This window comes from Mongoliimonas terrestris, from assembly GCF_001927285.1.
Lineage (GTDB): Bacteria > Pseudomonadota > Alphaproteobacteria > Rhizobiales > Pleomorphomonadaceae > Chthonobacter > Chthonobacter terrestris.
This window is the reverse complement of sequence record NZ_MSIG01000005.1, coordinates 31,281-48,881: the sequence shown is the minus strand read 5'-3', so window position 1 is coordinate 48,881 and position 17,601 is coordinate 31,281. Positions and strand designations below refer to the sequence as shown.

Below are 17,601 nucleotides of genomic sequence, written 5' to 3'. Positions count from 1 at the left end.
GACAGCCGTCAAGGGCGAGTGCACCCGTTCAGGCGCCGAAAATGCGTGCCTTCAGCGGAACTACGCATGCGGGGCCCGGACCGCGGGGTTCCGGGCGTCGAGGGCGAGGAGACCGAGGCAGAGGGCGACCACGGGAAAGACGATCCAGTTCACGAGATCCCAGCCGCTGACGGCGAGCACGCCCCCCGCCGAGAAGGACGCGGCAGCGACGCAGCCGAACAGCACCGCATCGTTGAAGGCCTGCACGCGGAAAGCCTCCTCCGGGGCGTAGAGCTCGGTCACCATGGCGGTGGCGCCGACGAAGCCGAAGTTCCAGCCGACGCCGAGGAGGATGAGCGCCAGGAAGAAGTGGGCAAGGCTGGTGCCGGAGAGCGCCGTGACGGCGGCGAGCGCGATCAGGAGCAGGCCGGCCGCCACCATGGGGGTCTTGCCGAAGCGGGCCACCAGGGCGCCGGAGAAGAAGCTCGGCCCGTACATGGCGATGACGTGCCACTGGATGGCGTGCTGGGCGTCGGCGTGGCCGTGGTGGTGGTCCAGCATGGCGAGCGGGCTCGCCGTCATGACGAAGCTCATGAGGGCGTAGGAGGCGACGGCGGCGGAGAGCGCCACCACGAAGCGGCGCAGGGTGACGATCTCGCGGAGCGGCCGGCCCGCAGCGCGAAGGGCGATCGGCGGCGGCGGCGGCACGCTGAGCCGGGTGAGGAGCAGCGCCGTCAGAACGAAGAGGCCGGCCTGGATGAGGAAGGGGCCGGCGTAGAGCGCGTCCGGCAGGAGGTCGTGGCCGAGGATGGAGGCCTGCGGCCCGAGGATGGCGTTGACGATGCCGCCGACCAGCACCCAGCTGATCGCCTTCGGCTTGAAGGCGGCCTCCGAGGCGTCGGCGGCGGCGAACCGGTACTGCTGGTTGAACGCGTTGGCGACGCCGAGGCTCGCCATGGCGAGGCAGAAGAGGCCGAACGAGCCGATCGCCACCGTGAAGGTGGCGAAGACGCCGCCGCACGCGCCGAACAGGGCGCCGAACATGAAGCCCGCGCGCCGGCCGACGCGGCGCATCAGGAGCGCCGCCGGGATGGACGCGAAGGCGCTGCCGATGATGAAGGTGGAGACCGGGACGGTGGCGAAGGATCGATCCGCCGGATCGAGCAGCGCCGCCCCGACCAGCCCGCCGGTGCCGATGGCGATGGTGCCGACGGTCCCACCGAGGGCGTTGCAGGCGGCGAGAAGGCGCGCGGCGGACTTGGCTTCGGCAAGCGGCAGTGACACGATCGGATCGGCTCCGGGCACGGGCTGGGACAGCACGAGGTCCCCTCCATGGCACACTTCCCGGCGCCGCGATATGTGGGTCCTCCCGGACCCGGATCTGGGCAATCGCTTCAGACGAAGCGGAGCGGGATGCTTGTCTAGTCGATTCGCTCCGTTCGCCGTCATGGTCCGCGAAGGCGGAGCACCCACGCATGTTTCGTGCTTCATCCGATCGGTTTCGCGTCGGTTGGGGTCATGACAAAATCGTGGGTGGTCCGCCTTCGCGGACCATGACGGCGAGGATGGGACATCCGCCGGCACCCCGCCCCTAACCGAGCGCCATCAAGCTATTGCCCTTCGACCCGGATCGGCGGTCCGGCTCGGTTCTCCGTCTCCGGAAGGCGCGCGTGCCCGCGGCGGTCAGACGTCCTTGCGGCGGCCGATGGCGGTGGCGACCTCGCCGAAGGTGGGCATCCGGCCGTCGCCGCCGGCCTTCAGGCCGGACGGGCCGTTCGCCTCGGCGATCGCCCGCATGTAGCGGACCGGAAAGCGCACGGCCTCCTGGTTGGCGTGGGAGAGGTCGCCGGCGCGGCGCGTGTCCGCCTCGATGGACCGCTCCGCCTCGTCGAGCGCGTCGAGGATTTCGGCGGACGAGAGAATCTGCTTGCGCTCCAACGCAGTGATGAGCGCGGCAAGCACCGTGTAGATGCCTTCCAGCTGCAGATTGGCGGGGTTCATGACGGGCGCCTCCGGCAGGGATCGTGCGCGACCAACGCGGGGTGCGGCCGAATGGATCCTCGCTTTGAGCCTCGACCGGCGCGGAACACGCGGCGGAAGCTTTCAAGGATCACCGGAAAGATCGGATTCTGTTTCTGAGATGTCAGGCCCAACCGCCTGTCAGAAATGGCGAAAACTGCCGCCGCCGAGGTCGAGCGGGGCACTGTCGCGCCCGTTCACCCGGACGCCCTCCCCGGCCGTGACCCGACCGATGACGGTGGCGGGCACGCCGGCGGCGAGGCAGTCGGCCACGAAGGCGTCCACCTGCATCTCCGGCACGGCCGCGGCGATCTCGTAGTCGTCGCCGCCGGTGAGCGCGGTGCGGAGCGGGTCGGCGGGCACGCCGGCGTCGCCCTGGTGGCCTTCCAGGCGGGCGATGGCGGCGCGGGCAGCTTCCGACAGCGGCACGAGGGCGGCGTCGATCTGGATGTGGGCGGACGAGGCCGCGGCCATCTTGGCGAGGTCGCCGACGAGGCCATCGGAGATGTCCATGGCGCCAGACGCGTGGGCAAGCACGGCGGCGGCGACGGCGGTGCGCGGCTGCGGCAGCAGGTAGCGGTCGAGCAGATGGTCGCGATCGGCGTCCGGCAGGCCGACGCGGGCGGCGAGGTCCGGGTCGAGCCGGAGCGCGAGGCCGAGAGCGGCGTCGCCGATGGTACCGGTGACGACGATCAGGTCGCCCGGGCAGGCGCCGCCGCGCCGGACCATGCGGCCGGCCGGGACGGTGCCGATGGCGGTGACGGAGAGGACGAGCCGGTCCGGCGAGCGGATGGTGTCGCCGCCGAAGAGGCGGATGCCGTATTCAGCCTGGTCGGCGGCAAGGCCCCGGCCGAAGGCGTCCACGTCGGCGAGCGTCCAGTCGGAGGGCAGGCCGAGGCCGAGCAGGTAGCCGACGGGCTCGGCGCCCTTGGAGGCGAGGTCGGAGAGGTTGACCCGGAGGGCCTTGCGGGCGACCGCGTCCCACGGGTCGGCACGGAAGAAGTGCACGTCGGCGGCGAGCGCGTCCTTGGTGAGGACGAGGTCGTGGCCGGGCGGCGGCGCGAAGCCGGCCGCGTCGTCCACGAGGCCGAGGGCGCCCTCCCCGGCCAGCGGCGCGAACACGCGGGCGATCAGCTCGAACTCGCCGGGACGGGTGTCCGCGCCGGCGGCGTCCGGCGGGCGATCGCCGGCGCCCGTCAAGAGGCGGCTCCGGGGGCGGCTCCGGGCGGCTTCGGGAACTCGTCGGCGCGGACCTCGTGGGCGATGCGGTCCAGCACGCCGTTGACGAGCTTGGGCTCGTCCTCGGTGAAGAAGGCGCGGGCGACGTCGATATACTCGGTGATGATCACCTTGCCGGGCACGTCAGGGCGCTTCATCAGCTCGTAGGTGCCGCAGCGCAGGATGGCCCGCAAGGTGGCGTCCACCCGCTTCAGGGGCCAGTCCTCCACGAGGGCGGTGTGCACCATCGGGTCGATGCGCCGCTGCTCGCCGACGACGCCCGACACGATGTCGCGGAACCAGGCCGGGTCGGCCTGGCGGTACTCCACGCCGTCGATCTCCTTGCCGAGGCGGAAGGCCTCGAACTCGGTGACGACGGAAACGATGTCCTCGCCGCCGATCTCCAGCTGGTAGAGGGCCTGGACGGCGGCAAGGCGCGCCGCGCCGCGCTGGTTGGCGGGGCGCGGCTCGGCCGACCGGCCCGAACCGGCGGCCGGGCCTTGGCGCCGGTCCGTGCCTTGAGGGTCGCTCATGGGTGTCAGGATCCGAATTTCGTCCGTACGTCGATCATCGCCAGGGCCGCCTCGGCGGCAGCGGCGCCCTTGTTCTTGTCGCTGCGCCGTGCCCGGGCCCAGGCCTGCTCGCCGTTCTCCACGGTGAGGATGCCGTTGCCGAGGGCGAGGCTCTCGCTGACGACCAGTTCCATGATCACGCGCGCGGACTCGTTGGAGACGATCTCGTAGTGGGTGGTCTCGCCGCGGATGACGACGCCGAGGAGGACGTAGCCGTCGTATTCCACGGTGCCGTCCTCGACCGCGTCGAGCGCCATGGCGAGGGCGGCCGGGATCTCCAGGACGCCCGGCACGGCGATGCGGTCCCAGGTGGCGCCGCGCGCCGCGAGCGCCTCGGTGGCGCCGGCGAGAAGCTCGTCCGAAAGGTCTTCGTAGAACCGCGCGTCGATGACGAGCAGGTGCGGGGCCGCGTCGGCCATGGGGTATGTCCTTCTGTGCTGGTTGGCCGGGAAAGACCACGGCCGGTGCGATTTGTCCAGGGGGATGGGCGCCGGGCAGCCCGGCGGGGCGGGAGGCGGAGTGTCGCCGGGGCTGGGGACAAGGACCATCGGGGGGTGGCGATGGTTGGTTGGGCGGAGAGTGGAGCGGGTGGGGGGATGGTTTGGACGTCATCCCGACGGAAGTCGGGATCCAGCCGACGGCGACCGGTGTTCGGCCGCGCGGATGATGGTTCGGTCGGTTGGGCCCCGGCTTTCGCCGGGGTGACGAGCTGCATGCAATGGGGTGGTTATCTGAACAAGGCGGTGCATGGCAGCGCGGTTCAGTTCCTGCGTCGTCATGGTCTGCTCTAGGCAGACCAGCCACGCATTGGGGGGCAAAAAGAATGCGTGGGTGGTCCGCCTGCACGGACCATGACGATCGTGGAGGAGGTGGAACGGTTGGCGGTGCGCGTCCGGGCCGGAGCGGTCTCGCGCGCGACCCTACCTTGGACCGCCCCGTTCCCAGCACCCGGGCCTTCGCCCTCCCCTCAGGCGGGGACGCCGCGGGAGATGAGGTCGTAGGCGCGGTTGAGGGAGGCCATGCGGTCGGTGGCGAGACGGATGCACTCGGCGGGGACGCCGCGGGCGACGAGGCGGTCCGGGTGGTGCTCGGAGGCGAGCTTGCGGTAGGCGGACTTGACCTCGTCGGGCGTGGCGCCGCGGGGAACGCCGAGGACCATGTAGGGGTCGAAGTCGCCGACGCGCACGTGGCGGGCCTGGATGCGCACGAAGGCCTGGGGGGCGACCTGGAAGATCTCCGCCACCGTCTCCAGGAAATCGAGCTCGCGCTCGTGGACGATGCCGTCCGCCTTGGCGATGACGAACAGGCCGTCGACGATGTCCTCCAGCAGCATGGGCTCGTCGGCGTGAAGGCCCTGGATCTTGCGGGCGTAGGATTCAAAGCCCGCCACGTCCTGCTTGGCGAGGTTGAAGAGGCGGGCGACGTTGCGCCGCTCGGCCTCCGGCACCTCGAACAGGCGGCGGACGACGCCGACCTCGTCCTCGGTGACGACGCCGTCGGCCTTCGCCATCTTGGCGGACAGCGCGATCATGGACACCGTGAAGGCGACCTGGCGGCGGGCCTCGGTGCCGAGGCTGCTCTTCAGGGCTTCCGCCACCTTGTCGATGACCGGCGCGATGGCGTCGGCCAGCGGCAGCCGAGCAAGGATTTCGGAGAGACGGGACCAGAGGCTCATGAGGGCGAACATTACGGGATCCAGCGGCGTTGCGCGAGAGCCCGCGTGCGCCGCGTTCCTTCGCCTCGTGCATCATGGAGCCCATGCCGCCCGTTCGGAAATCACGGCTGGGCGATCAGGCCGTGAGTCCGAGGGCGGGGATCGCTCAGACGGTGATGTCGACGCCCTTCGGGGTCGCCTCTTCGCCGTCGGCCACCGCCTCCGCGTCGACGCCGAGGGCGTCCGGGGAGAGGTCGAGCCCTTCGGAGTTCGCCGCGATGCTCTCGGTGAGCTCGGCGATCTTGGCCTTCTGCTCCGCCTGGTACCAGTCGACCAGGTCCGCCTGGGTGAGCATGGCCTCCAGCACGCCGCCGGTAAACTTCTCGTGGTTGCGCTTCACGTAGTCCTGGAAGGCGCTGTCGGTGCTGCTGGCGGTGAGGAAGGCGGCGGCCCAGTCGGTGCCGCTCTGGGCCGGACCGAAGAAGAGGTCCGCCGCGTTGGTGGAGGTCACGCCGCGCGAGCGGACGGCCTCCGCGGACCACTTGCCGGCGGTGCCGTAGAGCTGGGGTGTGTAGGACGGGGTTCGGATCGGCTGATATCCGGCCCGGTAGCCGTAGGACTTGCCGACAGCCATGACGCACCTCGAACGCAAACGAACGGTTAGGGATGTTTTCGCACGCGACGGTTACCGAATTCGTAATCCGTCGTCCGTACCGGCGCGCGTCGACGCGAGGCACGCCGCCAGAGCAAAGGTGCTGTGCCGGGACACGGGGTTTCCTTACCGTCGCGGACGGGCGATGGAAGCATCCCGCCTTCGCGGACGCGGGCCGTTCCGCCGTCCCAACCGCCCTTGGTGATCATGTCCGACGTCGACGTTGCCACGCCGCCCGCCAGCCACCGCGACCTTCTCGGCTTCGCGCTCGGGTTCGTGGGCATCGCCATCTTCGGCGCCACGCTGCCGATGACGCGGATCGCGGTGGCGACCTTCGACCCGTGGTTCGTGACGCTCGGCCGGGCCGGGATCGCGGCGGTTCTGGCGGCGAGCCTGCTCCTGGTGCTCCGCCGCCGACCGCCGCCGCGGGCCGCCTGGCCGACGCTCGCCATGGCGGCGCTGATGACGGTGATCGGCTTTCCGATCTTCTCCGCCGTTGCCATGACGACGGTGCCGGCCGCGCACGGGGGCGTGGTGCTGGGGCTCCTGCCGCTCGCCACCTCGATCGCCGCGGTGGTGATCAACGGCGAGCGGCCGTCGGCGCTCTTCTGGGTGTGGAGCCTGGTCGGCGCCGGCCTGGTGCTCGCCTTCCCGCTGCGCACGACCGACGCCTCCATGGGGGCAGGCGACGTCTTCCTCGTGCTTTCGGTGGTGGCGGCCTCGACCGGATATGCGCTGTTCGCCCGGGCGGGGCGCTGGGTGTCGGGCTGGGAGGCGATCTCCTGGGCGCTGGTGCTGATGGCGCCGGTGACGGTGACCGGGTCGCTGTTCCTGTTCCGGCCGGACTACGCGGCGGCACCCGGCGCGGCGGTGGGCGCCCTCCTCTACGTGGCGGTGTTCTCGGTCTTCATCGGCTTCTTCTTCTGGAACGCCGGCCTTGCCATCGGCGGGGTGGCGCGGGTCGGGCAGGTGCAGCTCCTGCAGACCTTCGTGACGCTCGCCGTCTCGGCCGCCCTCCTCGGCGAGACGATCGATGGCACGACCCTCGGTTTTGCCCTGGCCGTGATGGCGGTGGTGCTGCTCGCACGGCGTGCGGCGGTGTCGCGCCGCAGTGCGGCATGACGGTTGACCTTGCCCGCGCCGTCGTGTCGAGTCGGTTGGCAAAGCGTTAAAGGTGCATCCATGAACGACGTCGGGCGGTGGGACTTCTGGATCGACCGGGGCGGCACCTTCACGGACATCGTGGCGCGGAGACCGGACGGCGCGCTGACGGCGAAGAAGCTGCTGTCGGTGAACCCGGAGGCCTATCCGGATGCGGCGCTGCAGGGCATCCGCGAACTCCTCGGCGTTCCGGCCGACGCTCCGCTGCCCGCCGGGCGGATCGGCGCGGTGAAGATGGGCACCACGGTCGCCACCAACGCGCTTCTGGAGCGCAAGGGCGCGCGGACGCTGCTCCTCGTCACGAAGGGTTTCCGGGACGCGCTGGAGATCGGCTACCAGGCGCGGCCGGATATCTTTGCGAAGAAGATCGTCAAGCCGGACCTTCTCTACGAGCGCGTGGTGGAGGTGGCCGAGCGGGTGCGGGCGGACGGCACCGTGGAGGCGGAGCCGGATCTCGGCGCCGTGCGGGCGGCACTCGACGCGGCGGCGGCGGACGGCATCGAGGCGGTGGCGATCGTGTTCATGCACGCCTACGCCTTTCCCGAGCACGAGGCGCGGGTGGCCGAGGTGGCGCGGTCCATGGGCTTCGGCCAGGTCTCGGTCAGCCACGAGGTCTCGCCGCTGATGAAGCTGGTCGGGCGGGGCGACACCACGGTGGTGGACGCCTACCTGTCACCGATTCTCAGGCGCTACGTGAACACGGTGGCGGCGGCGATCGGCAACGACGACGAGAGCACGGAGGGAGAGCGCACCGAAGGAGAGCGGCCGCGGCTCTACTTCATGACGTCGGCGGGCGGGCTGACCTCCGCCGACCTCTTCCAAGGCAAGGACGCCATCCTGTCCGGCCCGGCGGGCGGCGTGGTGGGGGCGGTGGAGACGGCGCGGCTCTCCGGCTTTGCCAAGGTGATCGGCTTCGACATGGGCGGCACGTCGACGGACGTGTCGCACTTCGACGGCGAATACGAGCGGGCCTTCGAGACGGAGGTGGCGGGCGTGCGCATGCGCGCGCCGATGATGCGCATCCACACGGTGGCGGCGGGGGGCGGCTCCATCCTGCACTTCGACGGCGCGCGCTTCCGGGTGGGACCGGACAGCGCGGGCGCCGACCCGGGGCCGATGAGCTACCGGCGCGGCGGGCCGCTGACGGTGACCGACGCCAACGTGATGGTGGGCAAGCTGCAGCCGGACTTCTTTCCCGCCATCTTCGGCCGCGGGCGCGACCGGACGCTGGACGCGGAGAGCGTGCGGGCGGCCTTCGCGGACCTTGCCGAGCGGATCGGCGACGGGCGTGCGCCGGAGGCGGTGGCGGACGGCTTCCTGGCGATCGCCACGGCCAACATGGCGAACGCCATCAAGACCATCTCGGTGCAGCGCGGCCACGACGTGACGGGCTACACGCTGACCACGTTCGGCGGGGCCGGCGGCCAGCACGCCTGCGCGGTGGCGGACGCGCTCGGCATGACGCGGGTGTTCGTGCACGCCTTCTCCGGGGTGCTCTCAGCCTACGGCATGGGGCTGGCGGCGATCCGCTCCAACCGCAGCCGGGCGGTGGCGCGGCCGTTCGACGAGGACCACATGGCGGACCTCAAGGCCGCCATCGACCTTCTGGCGACCGAAGCGGTGGACGAGCTGATCGCCCAGGGCGTGCCCGCCGACATGGTGGGCTGGCGGCCGGTGCTGCACCTGAAGTACGACGGGACGGACAGCCCGCTGCCGATCGGCTTTCAGGACTTCGACCCGGGCGCGGCCGTGGCGGCGTTCGAGGCCGCCCACAAGGCGCGCTTCGGCTTCCTCTTCCCGGACCGGGCCATCGTGGTGGAGGCGGCCGAGGTGGAGGCGGCGGACGAGCGGCTGGGACCGGCGCCGGACGCACCCTACGCCCTTACCGCCGACGCGCCGGAGCCCATCACGGTGACGCGCTTCTTCTCCGCCGGCCGGTGGCGGACGGCGCCGGTGGTGACGCGCGACAGGCTGAGCCCCGGCCAGCAGGTGCCTGGCCCCGCTCTCCTGATCGAGCCGCACCAGACCGTCGTGGTGGAACCGGGCTGGCGCGCCGAGATCACCGCGCGCAACCACGTGGTGCTGAGCCGCGTGGAGGCCATGGAACGGGCCCAGCCCATCGGCACCAGCGCCGACCCGGTGATGCTGGAGGTGTTCAACAACCTCTTCATGTCGATCGCCGAGCAGATGGGCGTGACGCTGCAGAACACAGCCTCGTCGGTGAACATCAAGGAGCGGCTGGACTTCTCCTGCGCGGTGTTCGACCGGGAGGGCCGGCTCGTCGCCAACGCGCCGCACATGCCGGTGCACCTGGGGTCGATGGACCGGTCCGTGGAGGCGGTGATCCGGGCGAACGGGACGGACCTGCGGCCCGGCGACGTCTATGCGCTGAACGCGCCCTACAACGGCGGCACACACCTGCCGGACATCACGGTGGTGACGCCGGTGTTCGACGAGGACGGCGCGGAGCTTCTCTTCTACGTGGCAAGCCGCGGCCACCACGCGGACATCGGCGGGGCGGCGCCGGGGTCCATGACGCCGCGCGCCACCACGGTGGACGAGGAAGGCGTGCTGATCGACAACTTCCTGCTGGTGGACGGCACGGACGGGCGCTTCCGCGAGCCGGAACTGGTGCGGCTTCTGACCGAGCATGCCCACCCGGTGCGCAACGTGGCGCAGAACGTGGCCGACCTGAAGGCGCAGATCGCCGCCAACGAGAAGGGCGTCGCCGAACTGGGCAAGATGGTGCGCCACTTCTCCCTGCCGGTGGTGGAGGCCTACATGGGCCACGTGCAGGACAATGCCGAGGAGAGCGTGCGCCGGGTGATCGACCGGCTGACCGACAGCAGCTTCCAGGTGGAGATGGACGACGGCGCCGTGATCAAGGTGGCCATCCGGGTGAACCGTGAGACCCGCTCGGCGACGGTGGACTTCACCGGCACGAGCGGCCAGCGGCCGACGAACTTCAACGCGCCCGAGCCGGTGACCCGGGCGGCGGTGCTCTACTGCTTCCGCGTGATGGTGGAGGACGACATCCCCATGAACGCGGGGTGCCTGAGGCCCATCGAGATCCTGGTGCCGGATGGCTCCATGCTGAAGCCGGAGTGGCCGGCGGCCGTGGTGGCCGGCAACGTGGAGACGAGCCAGCACGTGACCGACTGCCTGTTCGGCGCGCTGAAAGCCATGGCCGCCGCCCAGGGCACCATGAACAACCTGACCTTCGGCGACGGGCGCTACCAGTATTACGAGACGATCTGTTCGGGGTCCTCCGCCGGGCCCGGTTTCGACGGCACGGACGGGGTGCACACCCACATGACCAACTCGCGCCTGACCGACCCGGAAGTGCTGGAGGCCCGCTTCCCGGTGGTGCTGGAGGATTTCCACATCCGCCGCGGGTCCGGCGGGCGGGGCCGCTGGTCGGCCGGCAGCGGCACCGAGCGGACCATCCGCTTCCTGGAGACGCTGACGCTCGCCATCCTGTCGTCGCACCGGCGGGTGCCGCCGCACGGGCTGGAGGGCGGCGATCCGGGCGAAGTGGGCGCCACCCTGGTGCGCCGGCAGGACGGCACGCTGGAGACGCTGCAGGGCAGCGACGAGACCCTGGTGGCGGCCGGCGAGGCGGTGATCGTGCGCACGCCGACCGGCGGCGGCTACGGCCCGCCGGACTGACGGCGACGGTTCGCCGGCTTGCAGATTTCCCTCTTCGCGGGCCGCGACATGGCCCTGCGCACTTGGCGACCGTCGTCGGCAGCGGCCGGCGGCGGTTTTCGCGCGCCCGCTCGGGATTTCACCGATCTTTCGTTAGGGTTGGTGAATGAAAGCGACTTGTGCCCCGGACGCCACAGAATCGACAGGAATCGCGATCCAGATAGGCACATTCCACACATCCCTTCGGATGTGATGAAAAGCACAGAGGAACGCGGTCTAATCCAGCAATGTTTTATTGATGGTGGTGGCGGAAACCCCGGATTTTCGGGGGAACATCCGCCACAGATTCGTCGCCATTAGGCGGAAAAGAACGCGTCCGCCCGACGATGGCTCATATTCATCGTGGCGTTTCAGGATACAGGACCCATGGACTCGACCAAGTTGCTCATTGCCGAAGCCGTCAGCCGTTTCCCCCTCCAATCCACGTCCGAATGGGCCAAGGTCGCCGACGGCCGCATGCTCGAGATCGAGCGGATCGAGGCCGACGCCAACTCCATCTCCACCATCGACTGCCTGTTCGACAGCACTGCCCGCGTCGTGCTGAAGGGCGCCGACACGGCGATCACCGCCCACGCCTTCGGCCGGTTCGACGGCCGCCGCGCGCAGGTGGAGCGGTTCGTCTTCGCCGCCTGATCGGGGCCGATCGTCCGGCGAGCCGACAGCCCGCCAGGATAGGCTCGTTCGGCCGGCCTCCAAGCCGGCCAAACGAGGGAAGCTCGGGCGCACCGAGGCGTTCCGGCAAAAGGCCGGTGCCGGCGGGCGCGGGGCCGCGGACCGTTCTGGCCGCGGTCGGGGCGTGGCGGACAGCCGTGTTTCAGGACACGGCATCGGCCGAGCGGCCCATCGTGGGACACGTCGTCATCGACGGATCCGACGGGGCATCGCCCCTTGTGTGGCCGCCCTTGTGACGGGCGGTCCGATTGGCTGGAAGCCCCCTGGCAGAACGCCGGGGCCTGTTGAGCCGGGCTCTCATCCCATCCGAAAGCGGCGGTGCCGGCGGCGGGATTGGCGGAGCCGTCTGGCCGGGTGGCTGCCCGGCCGGCCCAAGCGAACGCGGCAAGGGTGCCGCGTTCGGGATCGTCAGGCTCGACGCGGATGCCTCAACCCGCGGACCGAACCCGTTGGCCTGCTTGCCCGACCGGCAACGCCCTTGAGGGCGCGGATCCGGCGGCCCTTCGCGAGGCCTGTCGTCTTCGTGGCGGCGCGGTTCTAGAAGGCGCCGAGGATGATGGCGCCCACGAAAACGAACGCCGCACAGACGACCAACACGTCGAGGCTTCTGGTCATGCTCATGGCTGCCCGACCTCTCATTGTCGTAGTCACTCTACCAAACTAGTCTGGATTTCTCGGCTCGCAAGCGAAAACGATTGTGCGGCGCGGGATCAGACCGCGAACGAAGTTTTACCATACACTTAAAATTAACCATATTTCAAACACTTGGGGGCCGCACGGACGCCTCCCGCGCAATATTGTCGCTGCGAGATGGCCAAATTCGAAACGAATTTGCGATGGGCCAATCCAGCGCTTAACTATCCGGCTCCGCTTCGGACGACGCTTTTCCGGTTGGAAATTCTGTCAGGACCGACGGGGTGCCGCCCGGCCGTACGCGATCAGAACGGAGCGTCGCCGAGGGCGACGTCAGAGCGGGGCGTCGCCGAGGGCGACGACGGTCTTCGCCTCGGTCCAGGCGGCCTCGGCGCGGGCCTGGTGCCAGCCGAGGCAGAAGCCGATGGTGCGCTCCAGGACGGCAGCGTCCTTGCGCTTGCGGATGGCGGGGTCGGCGTGGACGATGGCCGGCAGGCCCTCGGCCATGCGCACGTCGTTGAGATAGCCGAGGAGTTCCTGGGCCGTCTTGACGTCCTTCAGCATGCGCTTCTCGTCCTTGCGGTCCACGAGACCGGCGAAGAAGTCGAGCGTGTAGCGGAGCTTCTTGAAGGCCTTGCGGAGGTCGTGCCGCTCCTCGCCGTCGAGCTCGTCGGCGCGCCGGCCCATGCGGGCCACCTTGGTCCACCGCTTCACGATGGCGCTGCGGGCGAAGTCGCCGACCGGCTCGGAGAGCGCGGCGGTCTGGCCGATGTCGGAGAAGGAAAGCCAGCCGCGGCCCTCGGTATAGGCGGCGAGGTCGATCAGGAAGGCGCCGACCCGGTCGCCGGCGAGCGTTTCCACCACGCGGGCGCGGATCGCCTCGCGCCGGCTCTTCAGCACGGCGACGAGCGGCTTGACGTCCGTGTGGGTGCCGCAGGGCAGGACGATCTCCTCGATGAGGACGTCGATGTCGCGGAGTTCCCCGACCACTTGGCCGAGCCACTTCACCTCGCCGCCGAGGCGGGCGGCGCCGACCGGGTCGATCACCGCGCGGAAGGCGAGGAGCGCGCTGCGGAGGCGGCGCAGACCGACCCGGAGCTGGTGCGGCCCCTCCGCGTCGTCGCCCGCCTGGACGGCGACGGCGTTGGCGGCGATCTGGGCGACGCAGGAGCGAAGGACGGCCCGCAGCGCCTCCTCCACGGAGCCGTCCGGGTCGAGGTCCGGCTCCACGGCCTTCACCGGCGTCCAGGCGAGCGGCGGCTCGCCGAGGGCCAGACGATAGCCGCGGTCGGCCTTGGTGTCGCGGGAGAAGCGGACGGGGATGCCGGCGAGCGCCTGCTTGGCGACGGCAAAGAGCGCGCGCGGGTCGCCGCTCTTCAGCTCGAACTCGGCCTCCAGGATCTCCGCCCGGGCGCTGCCGGCGATGACCGACCCGTTGTCGAGCACATACTCGATCTCGTCGCCGGCCTTGGTGACGAGTATGCGGGCGGTGCGCTGGACCGCGACCGTGAAGGCGGGCTCCAGCGGTCCGGCACCGATGCGCTCGGCGACGAGGGTGCGCAAGTCCGGATCCGGAATGAGCGAGACGTCGGGCGTCGGGCCGTCGATGGCGACGGAGGACTCCGCGCGCGAGGAGAGCGCCAGGCCCGGCACGCCGCCGGCCTTCACGGTCTGCTCGAACGCGCCGTTCTTCCGGCGGACCCGGAGCGACAGCGTCCCGGCGCGCAGGTCGGCGGCGGGGGTGTCCCAATAGGTGGTGAGGAGGTCGGCCACTTCGGGCGTGCCGACCACGAGGTCGTCGAGCCCCCGCCCGCCGGACAGCGCCTCAAGGTCGGCCCGCACCAACTCGAACTTCAGTTCCGCCTCGACCGACGACGCCATCCGCTTGACCTCTGTGCCAACGCCCGACCTCCACGCCGCGCGGAGGCCCTCCCCCGCGGCCTGGAGACCCGCGCGAAGGAGCCGCCGATACGCGCCGCAGGGCGCGCGCTCCGCCCTTTATCTGACGACAGGGCGGGAGCGCGATCTAGTGCTAGCGCACCGGATGGAAAGGTCAAAATGAATTTCTGAAGGTTAGTCGGCAAATAATCGGCGACCGCCGGCAAGTCGGACCGGCGATCTGAGAACGACCGGTGCGCGCGATCACTTTTCAACGGCGGCGCGCGGCTTGTAGGTGATGACGCGATAGAGGTAACCGAGGACGATCACCGCGACGACAACCTTGGACGCGGGGTCGATATAGCCCTCCACGGTCTCGTATTGGCTTTCCAGGAGGTAACCGGCCATGGCCAAAATCGCGGTCCAGGCGGCGGTGCCGAGGGTGGTCCAGAAGGCGAAGGTGCCGAAGGACATGCCGGCGATGCCGGCCGGCACGGAGATGAGTGTGCGCACGGTCGGCACCAGACGGCCGAGGAAGACGGCCCAACTGGCCTTCCAGCGGAACCACTCGCGCGCCTTCTCAAGGTCGTCGAGGTTCATGGTGAGGATGCGACCGAAGCGGGTGATGGCCCACTCCACGCGCCCGTTCCCGAGCCAGACGCCGATGTAGTACCAGAAGAAGGCGCCGGCGAGCGAGCCGATGGTGCCGGACAGGATCACGAGCCAGATGTTCATGTCGCCGCGGGCGGCCGCAAAGCCGGCGAGCGGCATGATCACCTCGGAGGGGATCGGCGGGAACACGTTCTCCAGGAACATCAGGAAGGCGACGCCCAGATAGCCGCCCTGCTGGACGAAACCGACGACCCATTCGAACATCACGCCTCCTGGCCGTCGCGGCGGCCGCTTCCGTTGCACTGCACGATGAACCCCGTTGTGCCAGAGCGGCGGGCGAAACGGAACCCGTTCGATCCACCGCCGGACGGATGGGTGGCAGTATGGTTGCCTCCGGGCCGCTGTCCGGGAGAATTTCGCGCCGACGCTGCGTCACGTAGTCGGATCCGCTCGCCGGAGAGGCTTTGAACGACAAGTTATTCCAAATCGGACGGTCAAAAAATAACGCGATACATATTGCAAATATGCCGTTTGTCCGTTCCGATATGGCTCGCTCGACCGCGTGGACAAAACAGAAATCGCGCGCGGCCGTCGTTGAGCGACTTGCCGGTCCGGAGGGGCCGGCTCAGGGGAGTGCGCATACCATGAAATCCACCACCCGCCTGCTGGCGGCCACGATCCTTGCCGCCGGTCTCAGCACCGCGGCGAACGCCAAGACGCTCGTCTACTGCTCCGAGGGCAGCCCCGAGGGCTTCGACCCGGCGCCGTACACGGCCGGCACCACCTTCGACGCCTCGTCCAAGCCGGTCTACAACCGCCTGGTGGAGTTCGAGCGCGGGACGACGAACGTCATCCCCGGCCTCGCCGAGAGCTGGGAGGTTTCCGCGGACGGCCTGGAGTACACCTTCAAGCTGCGCCCGGGCGTGAAATTCCACACCACGGACTTCTTCACGCCGACCCGCGACCTCAACGCGGACGACGTGATCTTCTCCTTCATGCGCCAGATGGACCAAAGCAGCCCCTGGTACAGCTACGCCGGCGGCACGTGGGAGTATTTCTCCGGCATGTCCATGCCGGACCTCATCAAGTCGATCGACAAGGTGGACGACCTGACCGTCAAGTTCGTGCTGAACCGGCCGGAAGCGCCGATGATCGCGAATCTGGCCATGGACTTCGCGTCCATCATGTCGAAGGAGTACGCCGACAAGCTCGAGGCGGAAGGCCGGATGGCCGACCTCAACCAGGTGCCGGTCGGCACCGGGCCGTTCAAGTTCGTGGCCTACCAGAAGGACGCGGTGATCCGCTTCCAGGCCCACGCGGACTTCTTCGAAGGCAAGCAGGCGATCGACGACCTCGTCTTCGCCATCACGCCCGACGCCGCCGTCCGCCTGCAGAAGCTGAAGGCCGGCGAGTGCCATGTGGTGCCCTACCCCAACCCGGCCGACATCGAGGCCCTGAAGTCCGATGACAGCGTCCAGATGATGGAGCAGGCCGGCCTCAACGTCGGCTACCTCGGCTACAACACGCTGATGAAGCCGTTCGACGACGCCCGCGTCCGCAAGGCGCTGAACATGGCCATCAACAAGCAGGCCATCATCGACGCCGTCTACCAGGGCTCCGGCCAGGCGGCCAAGAACCCGATCCCGCCGACCATGTGGTCCTACAACGACGCGGTCCAGGACGATGCCTACGATCCGGAAGCCGCCAAGAAGCTGCTCGAGGAAGCCGGCGTATCAGGCCTCAAGATGAAGATCTGGGCGATGCCGGTGCAGCGGCCCTACATGCCGAACGCCCGCCGCACCGCCGAACTGCTCCAGTCGGACTTCGCCAAGGTGGGCGTGGAGACCGAGATCGTCTCCTACGAGTGGGGCGAATACCTGAAGCGCAGCCAGGACAAGGAGCGCGACGGTGCCGTCATCCTCGGCTGGACCGGCGACAACGGCGACCCGGACAACTTCCTGGCCGTTCTCCTCGGCTGCGACGCGGTCGGCGGGTCCAACCGCGCCAACTGGTGCAACGAGGACTTCAACAAGCTGATCATGGAGGCCAAGACCGTGGCCGACCAGGAGAAGCGCGCCGAACTCTACGAGCAGGCGCAGGTCATCTTCAAGGAACAGGCGCCGTGGGCCACCATCGCCCACTCCACTGTCTTCATGCCGATGGCAAAGTCCGTGCAGAACTACAAGATGGACCCGCTCGGTTCGCACCGTTTCGACGGCGTGGACATCACCGAGTGATCGCCCGGAGCTGACGGATCGGCGGCGCCGGGGGTGATGGCTCCCGGCGCCGCTGTCGTTGCGGCGCGGCGGCTTGCGTCCTGTCCGATCGCCGCCAACCGACCAGGATGCTCCATGCTCGACATCACCATTCGCCCGCTCGCCCCCGACGATCACGATCGCGTCTCGCGTCTCTGGCATGAGGCCTGGCACGACGCCCACGGCGCCCTCGCGGCGCCCCATGTGACCGAGGAGAGGACCCTCGACACCTTCCGCAAGCGTCTGGAAGGGCTTCATACCCAAAGCTTCGTGGCAGTCGTCGACGCTGAACCGATCGCATTCGGTGCGCTGGAGGACGAGACGATCGACCAATTCTACGTGGCGAGATCGTTCCGCGGCCGGGGGGTTGCCAAGCTTTTGCTATCCGTGCTTGAAGAGAAGCTTGCGGCGCGCGGCGTTGTCGATGGCCTCATCGAGTGCATGACGGGCAACGCCAGGGCTTACGCCTTCTACGCGAAAGCCGGCTGGACCGACCGGGGCGTCTTCGACAATCCCATCTGGACCCGGGACGGCCGCGTGGAGACCGTCCCGACCCATCGCTTCACCAAACGACTGGTACCCTGACCG

At 69.4% G+C, this 17,601-nt stretch carries 14 protein-coding genes; 5 read left to right on the top strand and 9 right to left on the bottom strand.

Translation table 11 applies throughout. From position 1 onward, the window contains the following. Positions 1-60 precede the first annotated feature (60 nt). The 7 genes from BUQ68_RS08585 to BUQ68_RS08555 all read right to left on the bottom strand — a co-directional run bounded on the left by BUQ68_RS08585 (position 61) and on the right by BUQ68_RS08555 (position 6,076). Complete coding sequence (locus BUQ68_RS08585) at positions 61-1,299, bottom strand: MFS transporter (RefSeq protein WP_245293202.1); 1,239 nt, start codon at positions 1,297-1,299, stop codon at positions 61-63. A gap of 363 nt (positions 1,300-1,662) precedes the next feature. Then, the gene (locus BUQ68_RS08580; protein WP_075215555.1) at positions 1,663-1,980 is read right to left on the bottom strand and encodes a hypothetical protein; all 318 of its coding nucleotides are present in this window, start codon (positions 1,978-1,980) and stop codon (positions 1,663-1,665) included. Between the two features lie 159 nt (positions 1,981-2,139). Then, positions 2,140-3,198, bottom strand: a complete 1,059-nt coding sequence (gene thiL, locus BUQ68_RS08575; RefSeq protein ID WP_075215554.1) for a thiamine-phosphate kinase — start codon at positions 3,196-3,198, stop codon at positions 2,140-2,142. Further along, positions 3,195-3,749 (bottom strand): transcription antitermination factor NusB, encoded by a 555-nt coding sequence (gene nusB, locus BUQ68_RS08570; protein ID WP_075215553.1) that lies wholly within the window; start codon positions 3,747-3,749, stop codon positions 3,195-3,197. Before nusB ends, thiL begins: the two co-directional genes overlap by 4 nt. Before the next feature lie 5 nt (positions 3,750-3,754). Beyond that, complete coding sequence (gene ribH / locus BUQ68_RS08565; protein ID WP_075215552.1) at positions 3,755-4,207, bottom strand: 6,7-dimethyl-8-ribityllumazine synthase; 453 nt, start codon at positions 4,205-4,207, stop codon at positions 3,755-3,757. Positions 4,208-4,755: 548 nt separating this feature from the next. Then, positions 4,756-5,463, bottom strand: coding sequence for a J domain-containing protein (locus tag BUQ68_RS08560; protein WP_075215815.1), 708 nt, complete (start codon positions 5,461-5,463; stop codon positions 4,756-4,758). 145 nt (positions 5,464-5,608) lie between these two features. Continuing rightward, on the bottom strand, positions 5,609-6,076 hold the full coding sequence (locus tag BUQ68_RS08555; protein WP_075215551.1) for a hypothetical protein: 468 nt from the start codon (positions 6,074-6,076) through the stop codon (positions 5,609-5,611). 225 nt (positions 6,077-6,301) lie between these two features. Here BUQ68_RS08555 and BUQ68_RS08550 point away from each other — a divergent pair, with 225 nt between their 5' ends. The 3 genes from BUQ68_RS08550 (at position 6,302) to BUQ68_RS08540 (ending at position 11,596) form a co-directional block, all read left to right on the top strand. Continuing rightward, positions 6,302-7,216, top strand: a complete 915-nt coding sequence (locus BUQ68_RS08550; RefSeq protein WP_075215814.1) for a DMT family transporter — start codon at positions 6,302-6,304, stop codon at positions 7,214-7,216. Between the two features lie 60 nt (positions 7,217-7,276). Continuing rightward, entirely contained in the window at positions 7,277-10,924 is a 3,648-nt protein-coding gene (locus BUQ68_RS08545) for a hydantoinase B/oxoprolinase family protein (RefSeq protein ID WP_075215550.1), read from the top strand. A 405-nt stretch (positions 10,925-11,329) separates the two neighbouring features. Further along, positions 11,330-11,596: a hypothetical protein gene (locus tag BUQ68_RS08540; RefSeq protein WP_075215549.1), complete on the top strand. Its 267-nt coding sequence runs from the start codon at positions 11,330-11,332 to the stop codon at positions 11,594-11,596. 1,005 nt (positions 11,597-12,601) lie between these two features. Here BUQ68_RS08540 and BUQ68_RS08535 read toward each other — a convergent pair. Both BUQ68_RS08535 and BUQ68_RS08530 read right to left on the bottom strand, forming a co-directional pair. Continuing rightward, the gene (locus tag BUQ68_RS08535) at positions 12,602-14,149 is read right to left on the bottom strand and encodes a CYTH and CHAD domain-containing protein (protein WP_075215548.1); all 1,548 of its coding nucleotides are present in this window, start codon (positions 14,147-14,149) and stop codon (positions 12,602-12,604) included. Positions 14,150-14,410: 261 nt separating this feature from the next. After that, on the bottom strand, positions 14,411-15,022 hold the full coding sequence (locus tag BUQ68_RS08530) for a DedA family protein (RefSeq protein WP_075215547.1): 612 nt from the start codon (positions 15,020-15,022) through the stop codon (positions 14,411-14,413). 380 nt (positions 15,023-15,402) lie between these two features. Here BUQ68_RS08530 and BUQ68_RS08525 point away from each other — a divergent pair, with 380 nt between their 5' ends. Then, positions 15,403-16,995 carry an ABC transporter substrate-binding protein gene (locus tag BUQ68_RS08525; RefSeq protein WP_075215546.1) on the top strand — a complete coding sequence of 531 codons (1,593 nt, stop codon included), beginning with the start codon at positions 15,403-15,405 and terminating at the stop codon, positions 16,993-16,995. 114 nt (positions 16,996-17,109) lie between these two features. After that, positions 17,110-17,598, top strand: a complete 489-nt coding sequence (locus tag BUQ68_RS08520; protein WP_075215545.1) for a GNAT family N-acetyltransferase — start codon at positions 17,110-17,112, stop codon at positions 17,596-17,598. The last annotated feature ends 3 nt before the right edge of the window (positions 17,599-17,601 follow it).

What these genes read in the sequence shown, in the direction of transcription:
- BUQ68_RS08580 (WP_075215555.1), bottom strand. Translation starts at nt 1,980, where the DNA reads ATGAACCCCGCCAATCTGCAGCTGGAAGGCATCTACACGGTGCTTGCC.
- nusB (WP_075215553.1), bottom strand. Translation starts at nt 3,749, where the DNA reads ATGAGCGACCCTCAAGGCACGGACCGGCGCCAAGGCCCGGCCGCCGGT.
- ribH (WP_075215552.1), bottom strand. Translation starts at nt 4,207, where the DNA reads ATGGCCGACGCGGCCCCGCACCTGCTCGTCATCGACGCGCGGTTCTAC.
- BUQ68_RS08560 (WP_075215815.1), bottom strand. Translation starts at nt 5,463, where the DNA reads ATGAGCCTCTGGTCCCGTCTCTCCGAAATCCTTGCTCGGCTGCCGCTG.
- BUQ68_RS08555 (WP_075215551.1), bottom strand. Translation starts at nt 6,076, where the DNA reads ATGGCTGTCGGCAAGTCCTACGGCTACCGGGCCGGATATCAGCCGATC.
- BUQ68_RS08550 (WP_075215814.1), top strand. Translation starts at nt 6,302, where the DNA reads ATGTCCGACGTCGACGTTGCCACGCCGCCCGCCAGCCACCGCGACCTT.
- BUQ68_RS08545 (WP_075215550.1), top strand. Translation starts at nt 7,277, where the DNA reads ATGAACGACGTCGGGCGGTGGGACTTCTGGATCGACCGGGGCGGCACC.
- BUQ68_RS08540 (WP_075215549.1), top strand. Translation starts at nt 11,330, where the DNA reads ATGGACTCGACCAAGTTGCTCATTGCCGAAGCCGTCAGCCGTTTCCCC.
- BUQ68_RS08535 (WP_075215548.1), bottom strand. Translation starts at nt 14,149, where the DNA reads ATGGCGTCGTCGGTCGAGGCGGAACTGAAGTTCGAGTTGGTGCGGGCC.
- BUQ68_RS08530 (WP_075215547.1), bottom strand. Translation starts at nt 15,022, where the DNA reads ATGTTCGAATGGGTCGTCGGTTTCGTCCAGCAGGGCGGCTATCTGGGC.
- BUQ68_RS08525 (WP_075215546.1), top strand. Translation starts at nt 15,403, where the DNA reads ATGAAATCCACCACCCGCCTGCTGGCGGCCACGATCCTTGCCGCCGGT.
- BUQ68_RS08520 (WP_075215545.1), top strand. Translation starts at nt 17,110, where the DNA reads ATGCTCGACATCACCATTCGCCCGCTCGCCCCCGACGATCACGATCGC.